14 protein-coding genes are annotated in these 16417 nt (G+C 59.4%); 9 read left to right on the forward strand and 5 right to left on the reverse strand.

The features are described 5' to 3' along the window. Window positions 1-13 precede the first annotated feature (13 nt). Window positions 14-949: an MBL fold metallo-hydrolase gene (locus ALP8811_RS02000; RefSeq protein ID WP_108855522.1), complete on the forward strand. Its 936-nt coding sequence runs from the start codon at window positions 14-16 to the stop codon at window positions 947-949. Window positions 950-968: 19 nt separating this feature from the next. On the opposite strand, the gene ALP8811_RS02005 is transcribed toward ALP8811_RS02000, so the two are convergent. Next, window positions 969-2630: an NAD+ synthase gene (locus ALP8811_RS02005; RefSeq protein ID WP_108855523.1), complete on the reverse strand. Its 1662-nt coding sequence runs from the start codon at window positions 2628-2630 to the stop codon at window positions 969-971. Window positions 2631-2812: 182 nt separating this feature from the next. Between ALP8811_RS02005 and ALP8811_RS02010 the strand changes: the two genes are divergently transcribed. The 8 genes from ALP8811_RS02010 to ALP8811_RS02045 all read left to right on the forward strand — a co-directional run bounded on the left by ALP8811_RS02010 (window position 2813) and on the right by ALP8811_RS02045 (window position 12968). Further along, entirely contained in the window at window positions 2813-4327 is a 1515-nt protein-coding gene (locus ALP8811_RS02010; RefSeq protein WP_108855524.1) for an MORN repeat-containing protein, read from the forward strand. 260 nt (window positions 4328-4587) lie between these two features. After that, window positions 4588-6126, forward strand: a complete 1539-nt coding sequence (locus ALP8811_RS02015) for a 2-isopropylmalate synthase (RefSeq protein WP_108855525.1) — start codon at window positions 4588-4590, stop codon at window positions 6124-6126. Between the two features lie 249 nt (window positions 6127-6375). Further along, window positions 6376-7413 carry a rod shape-determining protein gene (locus ALP8811_RS02020; protein ID WP_108855526.1) on the forward strand — a complete coding sequence of 346 codons (1038 nt, stop codon included), beginning with the start codon at window positions 6376-6378 and terminating at the stop codon, window positions 7411-7413. Window positions 7414-7464: 51 nt separating this feature from the next. Further along, a complete protein-coding gene (gene mreC / locus ALP8811_RS02025; RefSeq protein WP_108855527.1) occupies window positions 7465-8406 on the forward strand; it encodes a rod shape-determining protein MreC in 942 nt (313 codons plus the stop codon). After that, a complete protein-coding gene (locus ALP8811_RS02030) occupies window positions 8403-8942 on the forward strand; it encodes a rod shape-determining protein MreD (RefSeq protein WP_108855528.1) in 540 nt (179 codons plus the stop codon). The genes mreC and ALP8811_RS02030 overlap by 4 nt, the downstream gene beginning before the upstream one ends. Further along, complete coding sequence (mrdA, locus tag ALP8811_RS02035) at window positions 8939-10894, forward strand: penicillin-binding protein 2 (protein WP_108855529.1); 1956 nt, start codon at window positions 8939-8941, stop codon at window positions 10892-10894. The genes ALP8811_RS02030 and mrdA overlap by 4 nt, the downstream gene beginning before the upstream one ends. Continuing rightward, complete coding sequence (gene rodA, locus ALP8811_RS02040) at window positions 10891-12036, forward strand: rod shape-determining protein RodA (protein WP_108855530.1); 1146 nt, start codon at window positions 10891-10893, stop codon at window positions 12034-12036. Before mrdA ends, rodA begins: the two co-directional genes overlap by 4 nt. Next, a complete protein-coding gene (locus tag ALP8811_RS02045) occupies window positions 12036-12968 on the forward strand; it encodes a 2-hydroxyacid dehydrogenase (RefSeq protein WP_108855531.1) in 933 nt (310 codons plus the stop codon). Before rodA ends, ALP8811_RS02045 begins: the two co-directional genes overlap by 1 nt. A 12-nt stretch (window positions 12969-12980) precedes the next feature. Here ALP8811_RS02045 and dtd read toward each other — a convergent pair whose 3' ends face one another. From dtd to ALP8811_RS02065, 4 genes are all read right to left on the reverse strand, one after another. After that, a complete protein-coding gene (gene dtd / locus ALP8811_RS02050; protein ID WP_108855532.1) occupies window positions 12981-13418 on the reverse strand; it encodes a D-aminoacyl-tRNA deacylase in 438 nt (145 codons plus the stop codon). Then, complete coding sequence (locus tag ALP8811_RS02055) at window positions 13415-14095, reverse strand: nitroreductase (RefSeq protein ID WP_108855533.1); 681 nt, start codon at window positions 14093-14095, stop codon at window positions 13415-13417. Before ALP8811_RS02055 ends, dtd begins: the two co-directional genes overlap by 4 nt. 9 nt (window positions 14096-14104) lie before the next feature. Next, window positions 14105-15220: a TFIIB-type zinc ribbon-containing protein gene (locus ALP8811_RS02060; RefSeq protein ID WP_108855534.1), complete on the reverse strand. Its 1116-nt coding sequence runs from the start codon at window positions 15218-15220 to the stop codon at window positions 14105-14107. Between the two features lie 76 nt (window positions 15221-15296). Then, a complete protein-coding gene (locus ALP8811_RS02065; RefSeq protein WP_108855535.1) occupies window positions 15297-16412 on the reverse strand; it encodes an SPFH domain-containing protein in 1116 nt (371 codons plus the stop codon). Window positions 16413-16417: the final 5 nt, after the last annotated feature.

A 16417-nucleotide genomic window follows, 5' to 3' on the forward strand; every position in this document is an offset into this window, starting at 1 on the left:
ATTGGAGAATGACATGACAGATTTTCCCATCCCTCGCATTTCACGGCGTCACTTGCTGGCAATGGGGGCGGCGTCGCCTCTGGTTGCTTTGGCTGCAACGCCAGCCCGCGCCATGGCACCGCAGTTGGGCGCGCAAACCATTGATGCGCGTCGTTTCAAGCTGGGGGCGTTCGAGGTGACAACCTTGCTGGCAGGTGCGCGCACGGTGCCGGACCCTCAGACCATATTCGGCATGAATGTCGGCGCAGACGAGTTCGCCACTGCAAGTGCGGGCGCCAATATCCCGACGGATGCGGCCCAGTTTTTCTTCACGCCTACTTTGGTCAACACAGGCGTCGATTTGGTGCTGTTTGACACCGGATTGAACCCCGAGGGGATCAGCGCGGCTGTCACGGCGGCTGGATATACGCCTGAAGATGTCGATGTCGTCGTCATCACCCATATGCATGGCGATCACATTGGTGGGTTGTCGGGCGATGCGGGCGCAACCTTCCCGAACGCACGCTATGTAACCGGTGCGGTCGAGTTCGATCACTGGGCGGCGGCCGGAAATGACAGGTTCGATGCCAAGGTGGCGCCGTTGGCCGAGCAGACAACGATGCTGGCCCCTGGCGATGCAGTTCTATCCGGGATCGAGGCAGTAGAAGCCTTTGGCCACACGCCCGGCCACATGGCCTATCGTCTGGACAGCGGCGGGCAGTCGCTGCTGATCGCGGCGGATTTTGCCAACCACTATGTCTGGTCGTTGGGCTATCCCGAGTGGGAGGTGAAGTTCGACATGGACAAATCTGCGGCGGCCGCCACGCGTAAGTCTCTGCTGGGGATGCTGGCCGCCGAGAAGATGCCCTTCATTGGCTACCACATGCCGTTCCCTGCATTGGGTTATGTCGAGGCTCGCGACGCAGGGTTCCAATACGTGCCGCACAGCTATCAGCTGTTGATGGGATAAGATGCGCGGGCGGGGTGGCTTAGGTGCCGTCCCGCCAGCGATTCACGATCGGATAGCGCCGATCCAGCCAGAAGCTGCGCTTGGTCAGGCGAGTGCCGGGCGCGGACTGGAAGCGTTTGTATTCGCTGATGAAGACCAGATGCTCGATTTTCTTGACGGTTGCCTTGTCAAAGCCTTCTGAAACCAGTTTAGCCACAGATTTCTCATCATCGATCAACCCTTCAAGGATCGCATCCAGCACGTCATAGGGCGGCAGGCTGTCCTCGTCCTTTTGGTCTGGACGAAGTTCGGCCGAGGGCGGCTTGTCGATGATCGACACCGGGATGACCTCGCCTTCCGGGCCTTTCATCCAATCGCGGTGATTGGCATTGCGCCAGCGGCATTGTTCGAACACGCGGATCTTATACAGATCTTTGATCGGGTTATAGCCGCCCGACATGTCGCCATAGATCGTGGCATAGCCCACGGCGACCTCGGATTTGTTGCCGGTGGTCAGAAGCATCGCGCCGGTTTTGTTGGAAAGCGCCATCAACAGCAGACCACGCAGGCGGGACTGGATGTTTTCTTCGGTCACGTCGGGCTCTAGTCCTTCGAAGAACGGGGCCAGAGTGTTGGTAATCGCGTCGCGCCCTTCTTTGATCGGTACAAAATCATACGTACAGCCAAGGCGGTTCGCGATGTCCTTGGCGTCATCCAATGACCCTTGCGAGGTGTATTCGGACGGCAGCATCACGCAGCGCACGTTTTCGGGGCCAAGCGCATCAGCGGCAATGGTCGCAACAATCGCACTGTCGATCCCGCCCGACAGGCCCAGTAGCACCTGTTTGAAGCCGGTTTTGCCCATATAATCACGAAGGCTTTCGACCATCGCGCGATAATCCCCTTCCCACTCATCGCTAAGCTGGGCGATGGGTCCGGGCTGGATGCGCCAGCCATCATCGGTGTTGGTCAGGTCCACGTGCCGGATCTCTTCGTCGAAATCAGCCATGCGGAAGGCCAGCTCTCCACCTGGGTTCAGGGCGAAAGAAGCACCATCAAACACCTGATCATCTTGCCCGCCGACCATGTTCAGATAGACCAGCGGCAGACCGGTTTCGACCACGCGACCCACCATGTGATTCAGGCGCACGTCGAACTTGTTGCGGTAGTAAGGCGAGCCATTGGGGATCAGCAGGAACTCGGCCCCACTTTCGGCGAGCGTTTCGCAGACGTCCTCGGCGTGCCATGCGTCTTCGCAGATCGGCGTGCCGATACGGATCGGACCCATCGAATACGGCCCTTGCGGGTCGGCCGAGGTGAAGTGGCGTTCCTCATCAAACACGGTTTCGTTAGGCAGACGTTGCTTCAAAATCCGCGTGGCGATCTTGCCGCCCTGCAAGATGTAATAGGCGTTATAGAGGTCCTTGCCGTCGTGATACGGCGCGCCGATGCCCATCGCGGGGCCGTCGGCGCAGTCTTTGGCCAGCGCCTCGACCGCGTCCATCGCGTCGCGGAAAAACTGCGGGCGCATCACCAGATCCTGCGTCTGATATCCGGTCACAAAGGCCTCGGGCAGGGCCAGCATGTCGCTGCCAGCCACTTTCGCCGCGTGCCAGGCATCGCGGGCCTTGTCGGCATTGCCAGAAATTGCGCCCACGGTTGGGTTCAGTTGTGCCAGTGTCAGGCGGAAATTGTCACTCATCGCGCTAGTCCTTCTTCCCGGCATTGCGGGGGATGGTTTGGCACAGATGTAGCAGGTTTGCCCGTAGGATAAAGAGGCTGAACGGGAAAAGCGTTGTCTCGGCTTTTTGGACGGCATAGTCTGAGCGCGAACAGGCTGCGGCCGTCCAATAACAAGTCAAAGAAATTGAACGAGGTTTCGAGATGCAAAGCCCCCTGATCGGATTTCGCGGAGTGGTCGCTTTGGCGCTTGTATTGCCCGCGGTTGCAATGGCGCAGGTCGAAACCAAGCAATACGAAGACGGCTCGGTTTATGACGGGACGTTCAAGGGCGGATTGCAGCACGGGATGGGTACACTGACCCTGCCGTCGGGCTATGAATACACGGGCGAGTTCATGGAGGGCGAGATCGTCGGCCAGGGCGTGGCGCGCTTCCCCAATGGATCCATCTATGAAGGCAGCTTTGTGAAGGGCAAGCCCGAAGGGTTCGGCAAGATTACCTTTGCTGATGGCGCCAGTTTCGAAGGAGACTGGGTCGATGGCAAGATCAATGGATCGGGTCTGGCACTTTACGCCAACGGCATCCAGTACGAAGGCGGATTTCGCAACGCGATGCACCACGGGCAAGGGCGGCTACAAAGCCCGTCTGGCTATATCTATGAAGGCGATTGGGTCGCCGGCGTGAAAGAGGGCCGAGGCCGGTCCACCTATCCAGACGGGTCCGTTTACGAAGGCGGCATGCGCGGTGGCGAACGCGACGGCGCGGGCAAGCTGACCCAGCCAGATGGCATGATGTATGAAGGCAATTGGACACAAGGCCAGATGGACGGCGAAGGTGTGCTGACGCAGTCCAACGGCGATGTCTATTCCGGCCAGTTTCAGGCGGGATCCCGGCAGGGGGTCGGGACGGTCGACTACGCCAACGGGGATCGCTACGAGGGCAGCTTTGAGGCTGACCAACGTCATGGTCAAGGCACCTTTATCGGTGCGGATGGCTATAACTATGAGGGCGGCTGGATTGCCGGTGTGATCGAAGGCGACGGCGGCGTGACCTATCCTGATGGCTCTGTCTATAAGGGCCAGTTCCGGGCCGGTCTGGCCGATGGCGTGGGTATGATCACCTATCCGGATGGCAGCAGTTTCGAAGGCGGCTGGAAAGACGGTGTAATCGAAGGCAAGGGCATTGCCCTGCTGGCGGATGGCGCGCGCTATGAGGGGACGTTCAAAGAGGCGTTGTTCGACGGCGAAGGCACGTTGGAAACTGCGGATGGTGCCAGCTATTCCGGCGGATGGCAGTCCGGGATGTTCCACGGGCAAGGTGTCTCGAAACTGGCGGATGGCGCGACCTATGAAGGTGCTTTCGTGGGCGGTAAACGCGAGGGGCGCGGCACTTATGTGACGTCTGACGGGTTCAGCTATGATGGCGCGTGGCGCTCGGGCCTGTTTGAGGGGCAGGGTATTGCGATCTATCCCAGCGGGGATCGGTATGAAGGTGGCTTCAAGGCCGGAAAACGTCACGGTCAGGGCGTGGTCTATCGTGCGGATGGCAGCCAGGAAGAAGGCACATGGGAAAACGGCTTGATTGCAGGTGCGATCGAAACCGCCCCGGCGCCTGCGGTGGGCAGCGATGCGGCCGCTGCGGCGGCTGAAGCGGCTGGCGCGGCCTCGACCGCTGGTGCGGATAACGCCTCAGATGACGGTCAGGCTGATAGCGAGTAACATCCATATGGATGTGCCTGTTCGGGCGATTTCCCGAAAAAAGGGCTTTAACTTGGCGGAATCCGACGTATATTTGCGCCCATGAACATGCAGACCCATATCACTTTCCGCCCCGCACTGGGCCTTCTGCTACTGCTTAGCCGCCTCTGAGCGTGCCGTTTAGGCGCGACCGCTCAGGGGACACGCCAACCGCGCCACGAACCGGCCCGAACCTTGTGGGCCACTAAGGCTAAGAACTTATATCTAAAGAGACAAAGATCATGACCAATCCCTCGGATCACGTGTTGATTTTCGACACCACTTTGCGTGACGGCGAACAAAGCCCTGGCGCAACTATGACCCATGACGAGAAGCTGGAAATTGCCGAGATGCTGGACGAGATGGGCGTCGACATCATCGAAGCGGGCTTTCCGATCGCCTCTGAAGGCGACTTTGCAGCCGTTTCCGAAATTGCCGAGCGTTCGCAGAACTCGGTCATCTGCGGGCTGAGCCGCGCGAACTTTAAGGATATCGATCGTTGTGCTGAAGCTGTGCGCAAGGCCGCGAAGCCGCGCATTCACACCTTCATCGGCACCTCGCCCTTGCACCGCGCCATTCCCGATTTGACGATGGACGAGATGGCCGACCTGATCCACGAAACCGTCAGCCATGCGCGCAATTTGGTAGATGACGTGCAGTGGTCGCCGATGGACGCGACCCGGACCGAGCATGATTATCTGTGCCGCGTGATCGAGATTGCGATCAAGGCAGGTGCCACGACGATCAACATTCCCGACACTGTGGGCTATACCGCCCCACGCGAAAGTGCGGACCTGATCCGGATGCTGATTGAACGTGTGCCGGGCGCGGACGAGATCGTTTTCGCCACGCACTGCCACAACGACTTGGGCATGGCGACCGCCAATGCCTTGGCAGCTGTGGAAGCGGGCGCGCGTCAGATCGAATGCACCATCAACGGTCTGGGCGAACGGGCGGGTAACACCGCGCTGGAAGAGGTCGTGATGGCCCTGAAAGTGCGCAATGACATCATGCCCTTCCAGACGCAGATCGACACCACGAAGATCATGAACATCTCGCGTCGTGTGGCGCAGGTGTCGGGTTTTGCCGTGCAGTACAACAAGGCCATCGTCGGTAAGAACGCCTTCGCTCATGAAAGTGGGATCCATCAGGATGGCATGCTGAAGAACCCGGAAAACTTCGAGATCATGCGCCCCGAGGACATCGGTCTGGCCGGAACCTCGCTGCCCTTGGGCAAGCACTCGGGCCGGGCTGCGTTGAAGGCCAAATTGAACGATCTGGGCTTTGATGTGGGTGACAACCAGTTGAAGGACGTCTTTGTGCGCTTCAAGGAACTGGCCGACACCAAGAAAGAGGTGTTCGACGAGGATATCGTCGCGCTGATGACCGATGGTACCGACGACGCCAATGATCAGCTGCAGGTGAAGTCTCTGCGTGTGATTGCCGGTGGCGAGGAAAAGAACACCGCCGATCTGACCATGACCGTGAACGGTGTCGAGCACAAAGTGACCTCGGAAGGTGACGGGCCGGTCGACGCCGCGTTCAACTGTGTGAAGATGATCTTCCCGCATGAGGCACGCCTGCAACTGTATCAGGTGCATGCCGTGACCGAGGGCACCGACGCGCAGGCGACTGTTTCTGTGCGCATGGAAGAGAACGGCAAGATCGTGACCGGTCAGTCCTCGCACACCGATACGATCCTGGCCTCGGTCCGGGCTTACGTGAACGCGCTGAACAATCTGATCACGCGCCGCGAAAAGACCAAGCCCGAGGGCGTCTAACCAAAACCAACGTGCGGGCGAAGTAATTTGCCCGCATTTCTGCGTTTTGTTTGAAAAGTGAAAGTTTTTTGTGCTTGGTGGCAGCAATCTTTCACCAAATGTATGAATCCCCCATGTTCTTGGCGATAAGCCGCTTGCCTGTCCGTATTAGGGCTTTCACCAAAGGGCTTGGAGGCTTATATATCCATCGGTCTGCACCCTTTGGGAGTCGCGGGCACATAGGGGATTTGAACGGGATAGGCATCCAAAATGGCAGGGTTTTCGAGTTTGTTTTCGTCGGATATGGCGATTGACCTTGGGACCGCGAACACGCTGGTCTACGTAAAGGGCAAGGGCATCATTCTGAACGAGCCCTCGGTGGTCGCCTATCACGTGAAGGATGGGGTCAAGAAAGTTCTGGCTGTTGGCGAAGACGCCAAGCTGATGCTTGGCCGGACACCCGGCTCGATCGAGGCGATCCGCCCGATGCGCGAAGGTGTCATTGCTGATTTCGACAGCGCGGAAGAGATGATCAAGAACTTCATCCGCAAAGTGCACAAGCGCACGACCTTTTCGAAGCCGAAGATCATCGTCTGCGTTCCGCATGGTGCAACCCCAGTTGAAAAACGTGCCATTCGCCAGTCGGTTCTGTCGGCAGGCGCACGTCGTGCCGGTCTGGTGGCTGAACCCATCGCGGCTGCTATCGGGGCAGGCATGCCGATCACCGATCCGACCGGTAACATGGTTGTCGATATTGGTGGCGGAACGACCGAGGTTGCGGTTCTCTCGCTTGGCGACATCGTATATGCGCGCTCGGTTCGCGTGGGTGGGGACCGGATGGATGATGCGATCATCAGCTATCTACGCCGCCAGCAGAATATACTGGTGGGGGAAACCACCGCAGAACGCATCAAAACCACCATCGGCACCGCACGTATGCCTGATGACGGTCGCGGCACCTCGCTTATGATCCGTGGTCGTGACCTTCTGAATGGTGTTCCGAAAGAGACCGAGATCAATCAGGCGCAGGTCGCGGAAGCTTTGGCCGAACCGGTGCAGCAGATCTGCGAAGCCGTGATGACCGCGCTGGAAGCAACACCGCCCGATCTGGCGGCAGACATCGTGGATCGCGGCGTCATGCTAACCGGTGGCGGCGCGCTTCTGGGCGAGCTGGATCTTGCCCTGCGCGAGCAAACTGGCTTGTCCATTTCAGTTGCGGATGAAAGTCTGAACTGTGTGGCGCTGGGCACCGGCAAGGCGCTGGAGTTCGAAAAGCAACTGCGCCACGTCATCGATTACGACAGCTAATCGGGTCTGCCCCGCCGGTGGGGCGCGCCCGTCGGGTAACCGGAGGCCAGATTGGCACGCAAACCGAACCAGACTGAAGAATACAGCCGTCCGCTGCGCAGGCTTTTTGTCGGCTTGCTTATGCTGTGTCTGTTTCTGGTCTTTCTTGTCTGGCGGATCGACAGCCCTCGGGTGGAACGCTTCCGGTCCAACCTGATCGACACGGTGGTGCCCAGTTTTGACTGGGCCTTGGTACCGGTGACCAAACTGGTTGGCATGGTCGAGGACTTTCAATCCTACCAACGCATTTACGAACAAAACCAGGAACTGCGCCGCGAACTTCAGCAGATGAAGGCGTGGAAAGAAGCCGCACTTCAGTTAGAGCAAGAAAACGCGCAGCTTCTGAACCTGAACAATGTGCGGTTGGACGCGCAGTTAAGCTATGTGACTGGTGTTGTTCTGACCGACAGCGGGTCGCCATTTCGCCAGTCTGTACTTTTGAACATTGGGACAAGGGATGGTTTGGTCGATGGCTGGGCCGCGACCGATGGTCTTGGGCTTGCAGGGCGGATCGCGGGTGTGGGGAAACGTACCAGCCGCGTCATTCTTTTGACCGACAGCAACAGCCGTATTCCGATCATGGTGCAACCTTCGGGGCAGAATGCACTTCTAGTAGGTGACAACTCTGCCGTCCCACCGATCGAGTTTTTGGAGAGCCCAGAAAAGGTCCGCCCCGGCGACCGCGTTGTGTCGTCCGGCGATGGGGGCGTGTTCCCCGCCGGGCTTTTGGTGGGTCATGTGGCAATGGGCACCGACCGGCGGTTGCGGGTCCGGTTGGCGGCCGACTACGAACGGCTTCAGTTCCTACGTGTTTTGCGCAGCCATCCGGGGGAAATGGTCGAGGGCGAAGGCAGCCTGATCGTGTCCTCACCTGCAGTGCCGCCTGTGCCAGCCGGCACGGATGAGGCCAGCGAAACGGGCACTGCTGTCGTAGAGGGAGGCGCAAGCGAATGACCGATCGCGTCACGCTTCTTCGCTGGGCCTTCTGGGGACTGTTGATCGTGACCTCGGCGGGTCTTCTGTTTGTGAAACTTCTGCCGCTGGACCTGAATGCCGGACGCTTTCCCGGCCCTGACCTCTTCATGGCCATCGTGATGGCATGGATGCTGCGCCGACCGGATTACGTGCCCATTCTTTTGGTCGCGATCCTGATCTTCCTAACCGACCTTCTGCATCATGACATCCCTGCTATCGGTGCCCTGATGGCTGTGATCGGGCTTGAGGTGCTACGGCGCCGCGAGGCCGGGTTGCGTGAGCAACCCTTCATGATCGAATGGGGTGTTGTTACCGCCGTTTTGCTTGCGATGCTCTTGGCCGAGCGGATCCTTCTTATGGTCTTCTTTGTCGAACAGATTCCGTTCGGCCGCGCTCTGCTGCAGTTCATAAGCACAATTGCGGTCTATCCGGCGGTGGTGTTCGTCTCGGTCTTCGTATTGGGCGTTGAGAAACTTCAACCCGGTGACGATCCAGTGCGGAGCCAGGCAGCATGAAGCGATCCCCCGTAGATACCGAGACCAGCGCACGCAAGATTACCCGGCGAGGATTGTTCCTTGGCGGGCTTCAAGTCTCGTTCGCAGCGATGCTGGTGGGGCGAATGCGCTATATGCAGGTCGAGCAAGCCGACGAGTACCGCGATCTTGCCGAAGAAAACCGGGTAAAGTTCTCGCTGCTTCCGCCCGCACGTGGGCTGATCTATGACCGCAATGGCGTGTTGATCGCGGGGAACGAACAGAACTATCGCATCGTGATTGTGCGCGAGGATGCAGACGATCCCGAAGCCGTGCTGGAACGCCTGCGCAAGATCGTCTGGATCGACGACGAGGATGTGAAACGCACCTTGGACGAGATGCGTCGCCGCAGCCCCTTTGTGCCCGTTACCGTGGCCGATCGTGTCGCATGGGAAGACGTCGCTGAAGTTGCGGTAAACGCGCCTGCGCTGCCCGGCATTACCGCCGATGTGGGCCTGTCGCGCAGTTATCCGCGCGCCAATGATTTTGCCCATGTGATTGGATATGTGGGGCCGGTGTCAGACTATGACCTGTCCAAGCTCGAGGACCCTGATCCCCTTCTGCAAATCCCACGCTTCCAGATTGGGAAAAGCGGCGTGGAAGCGAAGATGGAGCTGGACTTGCGCGGCTCGGCTGGGACGCGCGAGGTCGAGGTGAATGCCGTAGGTCGTGAAATGCGCGAGCTGGGCCGAGAAGAAGGCCGTGCTGGTGACAACATTCAGCTGTCGGTGGATGCCGATCTGCAAGCCTATGTACAGGCGCGACTTGCAGGCGAAAGCGCGGCGGCCGTCGTGATGGACACCGTAACTGGGGATGTGCTGGCGATCGGGTCAGCCCCGACGTTCGACCCCAACAAGTTCGTGCGCGGGATTTCCAGCAAGGACTATAGCACGCTTCTAAACGACAAATACCGCCCGCTGGCCGCAAAGCCGGCTCAGGGCACCTATCCACCCGGATCGACCTTCAAGATGGTCACGGCTTTGGCTGCGCTTGAAGAAGGCGTGATCGACGAGAACGAAACCATCCGCTGCAACGGTCACGTCGAGGTGCACAGGCGCAGGTTCCACTGCTGGAAACGCGTGGGACATGGTGCAGTAGACTTGACGAAAAGCCTGCGTGAAAGCTGCGACATCTATTATTATGAGATCGCCCAACGGGTCGGGATCGAAAAGATCGCCGAGATGGCGCGCAAGCTGGGCTTGGGAGAGCGTCATGACTTGCCACTGTCCGCCATTGCGCAGGGCCTGATCCCCACCAAGGCGTGGAAACGCGAGGCGCGGGGCGCTGATTGGGTGATCGGTGACAGTCTGAACGCGGGCATTGGTCAGGGCTTCGTTCTGGCCTCGCCCTTGCAACTGGCGGTGATGACCGCGCGTTTGGCGACTGGGCATGCGATCTATCCGCGGCTCGTCCGCTCGGTCAACGGGGTCGAGACACCGGTGCGCAATGATGGCCCCTTGGACATCAGTTCAAGCAGCCTGGCTGCAATCCGTCAGGGCATGTACGAGGTCGTAAATGCCAAGCGCGGCACTGCGGGGCGGTCGAAGGTCGTCGGCGACGACCTGCGAATGGCGGGTAAGACCGGCACCAGTCAGGTCCGCAACATCACCGCCGCCGAACGCGCGCGCGGGGTCAGCCGCAACGAAGACCTGCCTTGGGAACGGCGCGACCATGCGCTGTTTGTCGGCTATGCGCCCCATGACAACCCGCGCTATGCGGTGGCGGTCGTGGTAGAACACGGAGGTGGCGGTTCCACAGCTGCGGCCCCCATCGCGCGCGACGTGATGCTGCAGGCGGCTTATAAGGGTCAGCCTCCGCTCGAGGCCTATCCGTCCAATCAACGTGGCACGATCCGATCCCGCCAACGCGACATCGAAGAGATGTTGGAGATGCCGCATGCCGAGCGCGTAAAGGCCGCCGAGGGCCGCGCATGAGCTATCTTGAATACAACGTCAAATTCATACCATCCGGATTTCGCAAGGTGTTTTACCTGAACTGGTCCCTTGTGCTCTTGCTTGTTGCTGTGGCCAGCGTCGGATTCCTGATGCTGTTTTCCGTCGCGGGGGGCAGGATGGACCCATGGGCCATGGCGCAGATGAAAAGGTTCGCGCTGGGTATGGGGCTGATGTTTGTCATCGCCATGGTGCCGATCTGGTTCTGGCGGAATATGGCAGGGGTGGGGTATCTGCTCTCGCTGGTCCTGCTGGTCCTGGTCGAGGTGATCGGCTCGGTCGGCATGGGCGCGCAGCGCTGGATCGACCTTGGTTTTATGCGTCTGCAACCGTCAGAGTTGATGAAGATCACCTTGGTGATGATGTTGGCGGCCTATTATGACTGGCTTGATATCAAGAAGGTTTCGCGCCCGCTTTGGGTCCTTATTCCAGTGATCTTGATCCTATTGCCGACCTTTCTGGTGCTGCGTCAGCCGGATCTTGGAACCTCGATCCTGCTGGTCACGGGGGGCGGGGTGATCATGTTTCTGGCGGGCGTCAGCCTGTGGTATTTCGGGGCGGTCATCGCCTCGGGCATCGGTCTGGTAACGTCTGTCTTCATGTCACGCGGAACGGAATGGCAGCTATTGAAGGACTATCAGTACCGCCGGATCGATACCTTCCTCGACCCGTCCTCGGATCCTCTGGGGGCTGGGTATCACATCACCCAGTCAAAGATCGCACTGGGATCAGGCGGCTGGACCGGCCGGGGCTTCATGCAAGGCACGCAATCGCGCCTGAACTTCCTGCCGGAAAAACACACCGACTTCATTTTCACCACTTTGGCCGAGGAATTTGGCTTTCTGGGCGGGGTCTCGCTTCTGACGCTTTATGTGCTGATCCTTGCCTTCTGCGCCGTTTCGGCCTTCCAGAATAAGGACCGCTTCAGCTCGCTTCTGATCCTTGGAATTTCGGTCACGTTTTTCTTGTTCTTTGCGGTGAACATGTCCATGGTGATGGGCCTTGCCCCGGTGGTCGGGGTGCCGCTGCCGATGGTCAGCTATGGCGGGTCTGCCATGCTGGTTCTACTGGTCGGGTTCGGTTTGGTCCAAAGCGCACATGTGCACAGAGCGAGACAAAAGTGATGAGCATCAATATCTTGTATGCAGGCAATCCCAAGCGCTGGGATGTCTATCAGCACGAAATCTCGAAAGCGATTGAGGAAATCGAGATCGAGGCCACCTTGTCTTGCGATCTGCCCGCCGATCAGGTCGACTATATCATCTATGATCCAAACAGCGCGCTTCAGGACTTCACGCCCTTCACCCGTGCCAAGGCGGTGCTGGGTCTCTGGGCCGGGGTGGAACGGATCGTCTATAACCCGACGCTGACCCAACCCTATGCGCGCATGGTGGATCAGGGGCTGAGCGAAGGCATGACCGAATGGGTGGTGGGCCATGTACTGCGCCACCATCTGGAAATGGATCTGGACATTCACAACACGGATCCCGCTTGGGGTCGTCTGGCCCCGCCTTTGGCTCGTGATCGCCGTGTCGGCATTTTGGGGCTGGGAGAGCTGGGGCGCGTTGCGGCCAAAGCCCTTACCAATCTGAACTTCCCGGTGTCCGGTTGGAGCCGCGGTGCCAAGTCCATCGATGGTGTGACCTGTCTTCATGGCGATGATGGGCTAGAGCAGGTGTTGCGCTGCTCGGACATTTTGGTCCTGCTGTTGCCTGCCACCAAAGCGACCGAGAACGTTCTGAACGCTGAACGGATCGCGATGCTGCCCGAGGGGGCAGTGATCATCAATCCGGGCCGTGGTCCGCTGATTGACGATGTGGCGCTGCTGGAGGCGTTGGATCGCGGCCACGTTGGCCACGCGACACTGGATGTGTTCCGCGTCGAGCCCTTACCGGATGACGATCCTTACTGGGCGCACCCGAACGTCACCGTCACGCCGCATATCGCCTCGGACACCCGTCCTGACACGGCCGCCAAGGTGATCGCTGAAAATATTCGGCGCGGTGAATCGAAGGAACCCTTCTTGCATCTGGTCGATAAGAAGGCGGGCTATTAAGCTACGGCTTCCCTAGAATTCCATCCAGATCGTGACCGGCCCGTCGTTCAGCAACGACACTTTCATGTCGGCACCAAAGCGGCCCTGTGCGACCTCGATCCCGTGACCACGCAACTGGTCTGCGAAGTATTCGTACAGCCGTTCACCTTCCTCAGGGCGGGCTGCTGTTGAAAACCCCGGACGGTTCCCGCGCGAGGTATCTGCGGCCAGCGTGAACTGGCTGACCACCAGAACTGCTCCGCCCGTGTCCAGCACGGACCGGTTCATCTTGTCAGCGTCATCTTTGAAGATCCGCAGTTTCGAGATCTTGGCCGCCAGAGTGTCGGCGTTCGCTTCGGCGTCGCCCTCCATCGCGCAGACCAGAACCAGAAGGCCGGGGCCGATTTCACCAACGGTATCGCCATCCACACGGACGGCGGCTTCGCTGACGCGCTGGATCAATGCTCTCATGTGGTTTCCTTTCCGTGCCAATGCACCCATTCGTCCAGATCCGCGCGATCGGTGCGGAAGTTGTTGGCGGGATGGGCTTCATCGCTGCGCCCGAAAGCAATGCCGCACAGGATCACGCGATCCTTGGGCAGGTCAAACCAGTCGCGCAGAAAAGGCGCGAAGGCGGCCACGGCAGCTTGCGGGATTGTCGCCACGTCTTGAGCGGTGGCGGCTAGACAGAAACCGGTCACAAAGCCCCCGCAATCCAAATAGGCATAGGGGCCAAGTTCGGCTGGGGCAGTGATCAACGCGATATGCGGTGCACCGAAGAAGCGGAAGTTTTCCAGCATCTGCTGACCGGATGCTGCGCGATCCCCCGGCGTCACGCCAACGCTTTTGTAAAGCTGTAACCCACAGGTCTTGCGGCGGTGTTGATGCGGACCCGTATAGGCGCTGGGCCAATCCACATCTGGGGACTGCGCTGACTGCATCGCGTGGGCATAGAAGGCGTCGCGCAGCCGGTCGGTTTCCGGCGCGGTTGTGACCTCAACCTGCCAGGGCTGAGCATTGCACCAGCTTGGCACCTTTTGTGCTGACCGCAGGATCTGTTCGATCACCGGATCGGGGATCGGATCGGGGCGGAAGGCGCGGCAGGAATGGCGGGCGCTGAGAAGCGCGTCAAACTGATCGGGGTTCATGAGTACCTTCTATTGGCTTTGGGCCGACAGATAGCCGATCACGCCTGCCGCGATCAGTCCTAAAATCACCGCGAATGTAATTTTCCAGACTGAATACGGGCGCTCGCCCTGCACGCGTCCGTTTTGTCCGTTCACCACGAACCGATAGGTCTTGCCGCGATACTTGTACGCGGCCAGCCAGACGGGCAGCAGGATGTGTTTGAAGGTCAGATCGGACATGTCGGTATCCATCGCGCTGACACGTTGACGGTCACCGCCAATGTCGAACTTCACATCGCGCAGGATCACGCGGTTCATATAGTCGCGCGCCTCGGTAAAGCCTTCGTCCAATTCGATCGTATAGCCTTCGGCGCGAAAGCCCGCCAGAAACTCGGGTCGGTAGGGTTCCAACCGCGACAAGTCCCACGGCTCCAGCGCGTCAGTGTATTTTTTGGGAAGACCCTTCGAGGCCAACACCAATACATCGTCGAAGAATCGGGTCACCCGACCGGACACAGACGTCCATCGGACATGTTGCGTGGTGCGCTGTTCGCGCTGGCCGTTCACCGTGACGGTGCGGGTGCGTTCATGCACGATCCCGCGCTGGCCCGAATACTGCGTTTTGGTGTCCGCATCAAAAGTCCAATAGGGTACATAGATGCCCGTCAATTTGCGCCCTTTGCGCGCGTAATCCTGCAATCCGTTCGGCGCGAACCATAGGCGCCCCAGCCAGTCGGTCATGGCTTTGCGGGCCTCGCGTTCCTCGATCTCGAACGGGGCCAGCCCTTTGGGCTTGATATGACGGTGCGTGCCGGTATCCGTGACGACAGGCGTTGCGCAGAAGGGGCACTCGGCTGCGTGCGTGTGCGTGTCAAACTCGAATTGGGCGGCGCAGTTGGGGCAGCTCACCACCCGCGTTTCTTCCATCTCGTGATCCGGCAGATCGGCAGACAGAGCGCGCTTCAGGTCCAGTTCGCGAATGACGGGCTGGGCAGGTTGGCGATCCTCGATCGGAACCTTGAAACCGCAATGGTCACAGGTCAGCTGATTGTGCTCGGGATCGAACCGCAGATCCGCGCCGCATTGGTCACAGGGAAAGCGATGTTCTTCGATGGGCGTTTGAGTGTCTTCGCGCGGAAAGGCCATCCGGGGGAAACCTTGTCAGAGATATGCGTGGAGAAGGGCGACCCGGCTAGGCCGCCCGTTCAATTCATCGACCAGTTCAGGCACCCGGAGGGGGCGGTGGCAGGATGGTGAAAAGCTGGGCCAGTTCGGCCACGTCCTCGGCACGTTTCCAACCGTCCTGTCCGGGCGTCCAAACGTGGCTGTCACGGGTCAGGCTTCCAGCAGCGGCCATGCGGCCGATTGCGGCCTTAGAGAACGGGCCTTTGGTTTCGCCGTTTTCGGCCACATGCCAGACGTGTTCCACCGGCGGGGGCGGAGGCGGCGTTTGCGCGCGAGCAGCGGGTGCGGCAGGGGCAGCGCCCCATGGTCCGGACTGCATCTGTCCAGCCATGCCCATGCCCATCGCGGCGCCCATGCCTGCACCCATCGATGACGCCATGGCCGAGTTCTCTGATCCCATCGCCTCGGCGGCGTTGAACTTCATGTAGTTGTCCAGATTGCCCGCAATTCCCATCGAGGTACGCTTGTCCAACACCTGTTCAACCGCCGGCGGAAGCGAGATGTTTTCGATGTAGAACTCGGGGATCGATAGGCCATAATCGGCGACAATGCCAGTGATCTCGGCGGCGACGATCTTGCCCAGATCAGCAGTATTGGCGGCCATGTCCAGAACCGGAATGCCAGCCCCTGCAATCACGCGGCTGAACGCCTGCACGATGATGTTGCGGATCTGGAAGCTGATCTCGTCCATCGTGAACTCGCCATCGGTGCCGACGATTTCCACAAGGAACTTTGCCGGATCCGTCACGCGCACCGAATAGGTGCCAAAGGCGCGGATGCGGGTTGGGCCGAATTCCGGATCGCGCAGCATGATCGGGTTCTTGGTGCCCCATTTCAGATCGTTGAAGCGTGTTGTGTTGACGTAATAGATCTCGGACTTGAAAGGCGATTTGAAGCCGTGATCCCAGTGATTGATGGTCGTCAGAATCGGCATGTTGTTGGTTTCAAGCATATAGAGGCCGGGCGTGAAGACATCTGCCAGCTGGCCTTCATGCACGAACACGGCCGCCTGACCTTCGCGCACGGTCAGCTTGGCCCCATATTTAATCTCGTGATCCTCGCGTTCAAAACGCCAGACCATCGTGTCGCGGCTGTCATCCACCCAATGAATGACGTCGATGAATTCACCGGTCAGAAAATCAAGAATACCCATGGTCA

This window comes from Aliiroseovarius pelagivivens (genome assembly GCF_900302485.1).
Lineage (GTDB): Bacteria > Pseudomonadota > Alphaproteobacteria > Rhodobacterales > Rhodobacteraceae > Aliiroseovarius > Aliiroseovarius pelagivivens.

Coding starts and splice junctions, on each gene's coding strand:
- ALP8811_RS02000 (WP_108855522.1), top strand. CDS start 14: ATGACAGATTTTCCCATCCCTCGCATTTCACGGCGTCACTTGCTGGCA.
- ALP8811_RS02005 (WP_108855523.1), bottom strand. CDS start 2,630: ATGAGTGACAATTTCCGCCTGACACTGGCACAACTGAACCCAACCGTG.
- ALP8811_RS02010 (WP_108855524.1), top strand. CDS start 2,813: ATGCAAAGCCCCCTGATCGGATTTCGCGGAGTGGTCGCTTTGGCGCTT.
- ALP8811_RS02015 (WP_108855525.1), top strand. CDS start 4,588: ATGACCAATCCCTCGGATCACGTGTTGATTTTCGACACCACTTTGCGT.
- ALP8811_RS02020 (WP_108855526.1), top strand. CDS start 6,376: ATGGCAGGGTTTTCGAGTTTGTTTTCGTCGGATATGGCGATTGACCTT.
- ALP8811_RS02030 (WP_108855528.1), top strand. CDS start 8,403: ATGACCGATCGCGTCACGCTTCTTCGCTGGGCCTTCTGGGGACTGTTG.
- mrdA (WP_108855529.1), top strand. CDS start 8,939: ATGAAGCGATCCCCCGTAGATACCGAGACCAGCGCACGCAAGATTACC.
- rodA (WP_108855530.1), top strand. CDS start 10,891: ATGAGCTATCTTGAATACAACGTCAAATTCATACCATCCGGATTTCGC.
- ALP8811_RS02045 (WP_108855531.1), top strand. CDS start 12,036: ATGAGCATCAATATCTTGTATGCAGGCAATCCCAAGCGCTGGGATGTC.
- dtd (WP_108855532.1), bottom strand. CDS start 13,418: ATGAGAGCATTGATCCAGCGCGTCAGCGAAGCCGCCGTCCGTGTGGAT.
- ALP8811_RS02055 (WP_108855533.1), bottom strand. CDS start 14,095: ATGAACCCCGATCAGTTTGACGCGCTTCTCAGCGCCCGCCATTCCTGC.
- ALP8811_RS02060 (WP_108855534.1), bottom strand. CDS start 15,220: ATGGCCTTTCCGCGCGAAGACACTCAAACGCCCATCGAAGAACATCGC.
- ALP8811_RS02065 (WP_108855535.1), bottom strand. CDS start 16,412: ATGGGTATTCTTGATTTTCTGACCGGTGAATTCATCGACGTCATTCAT.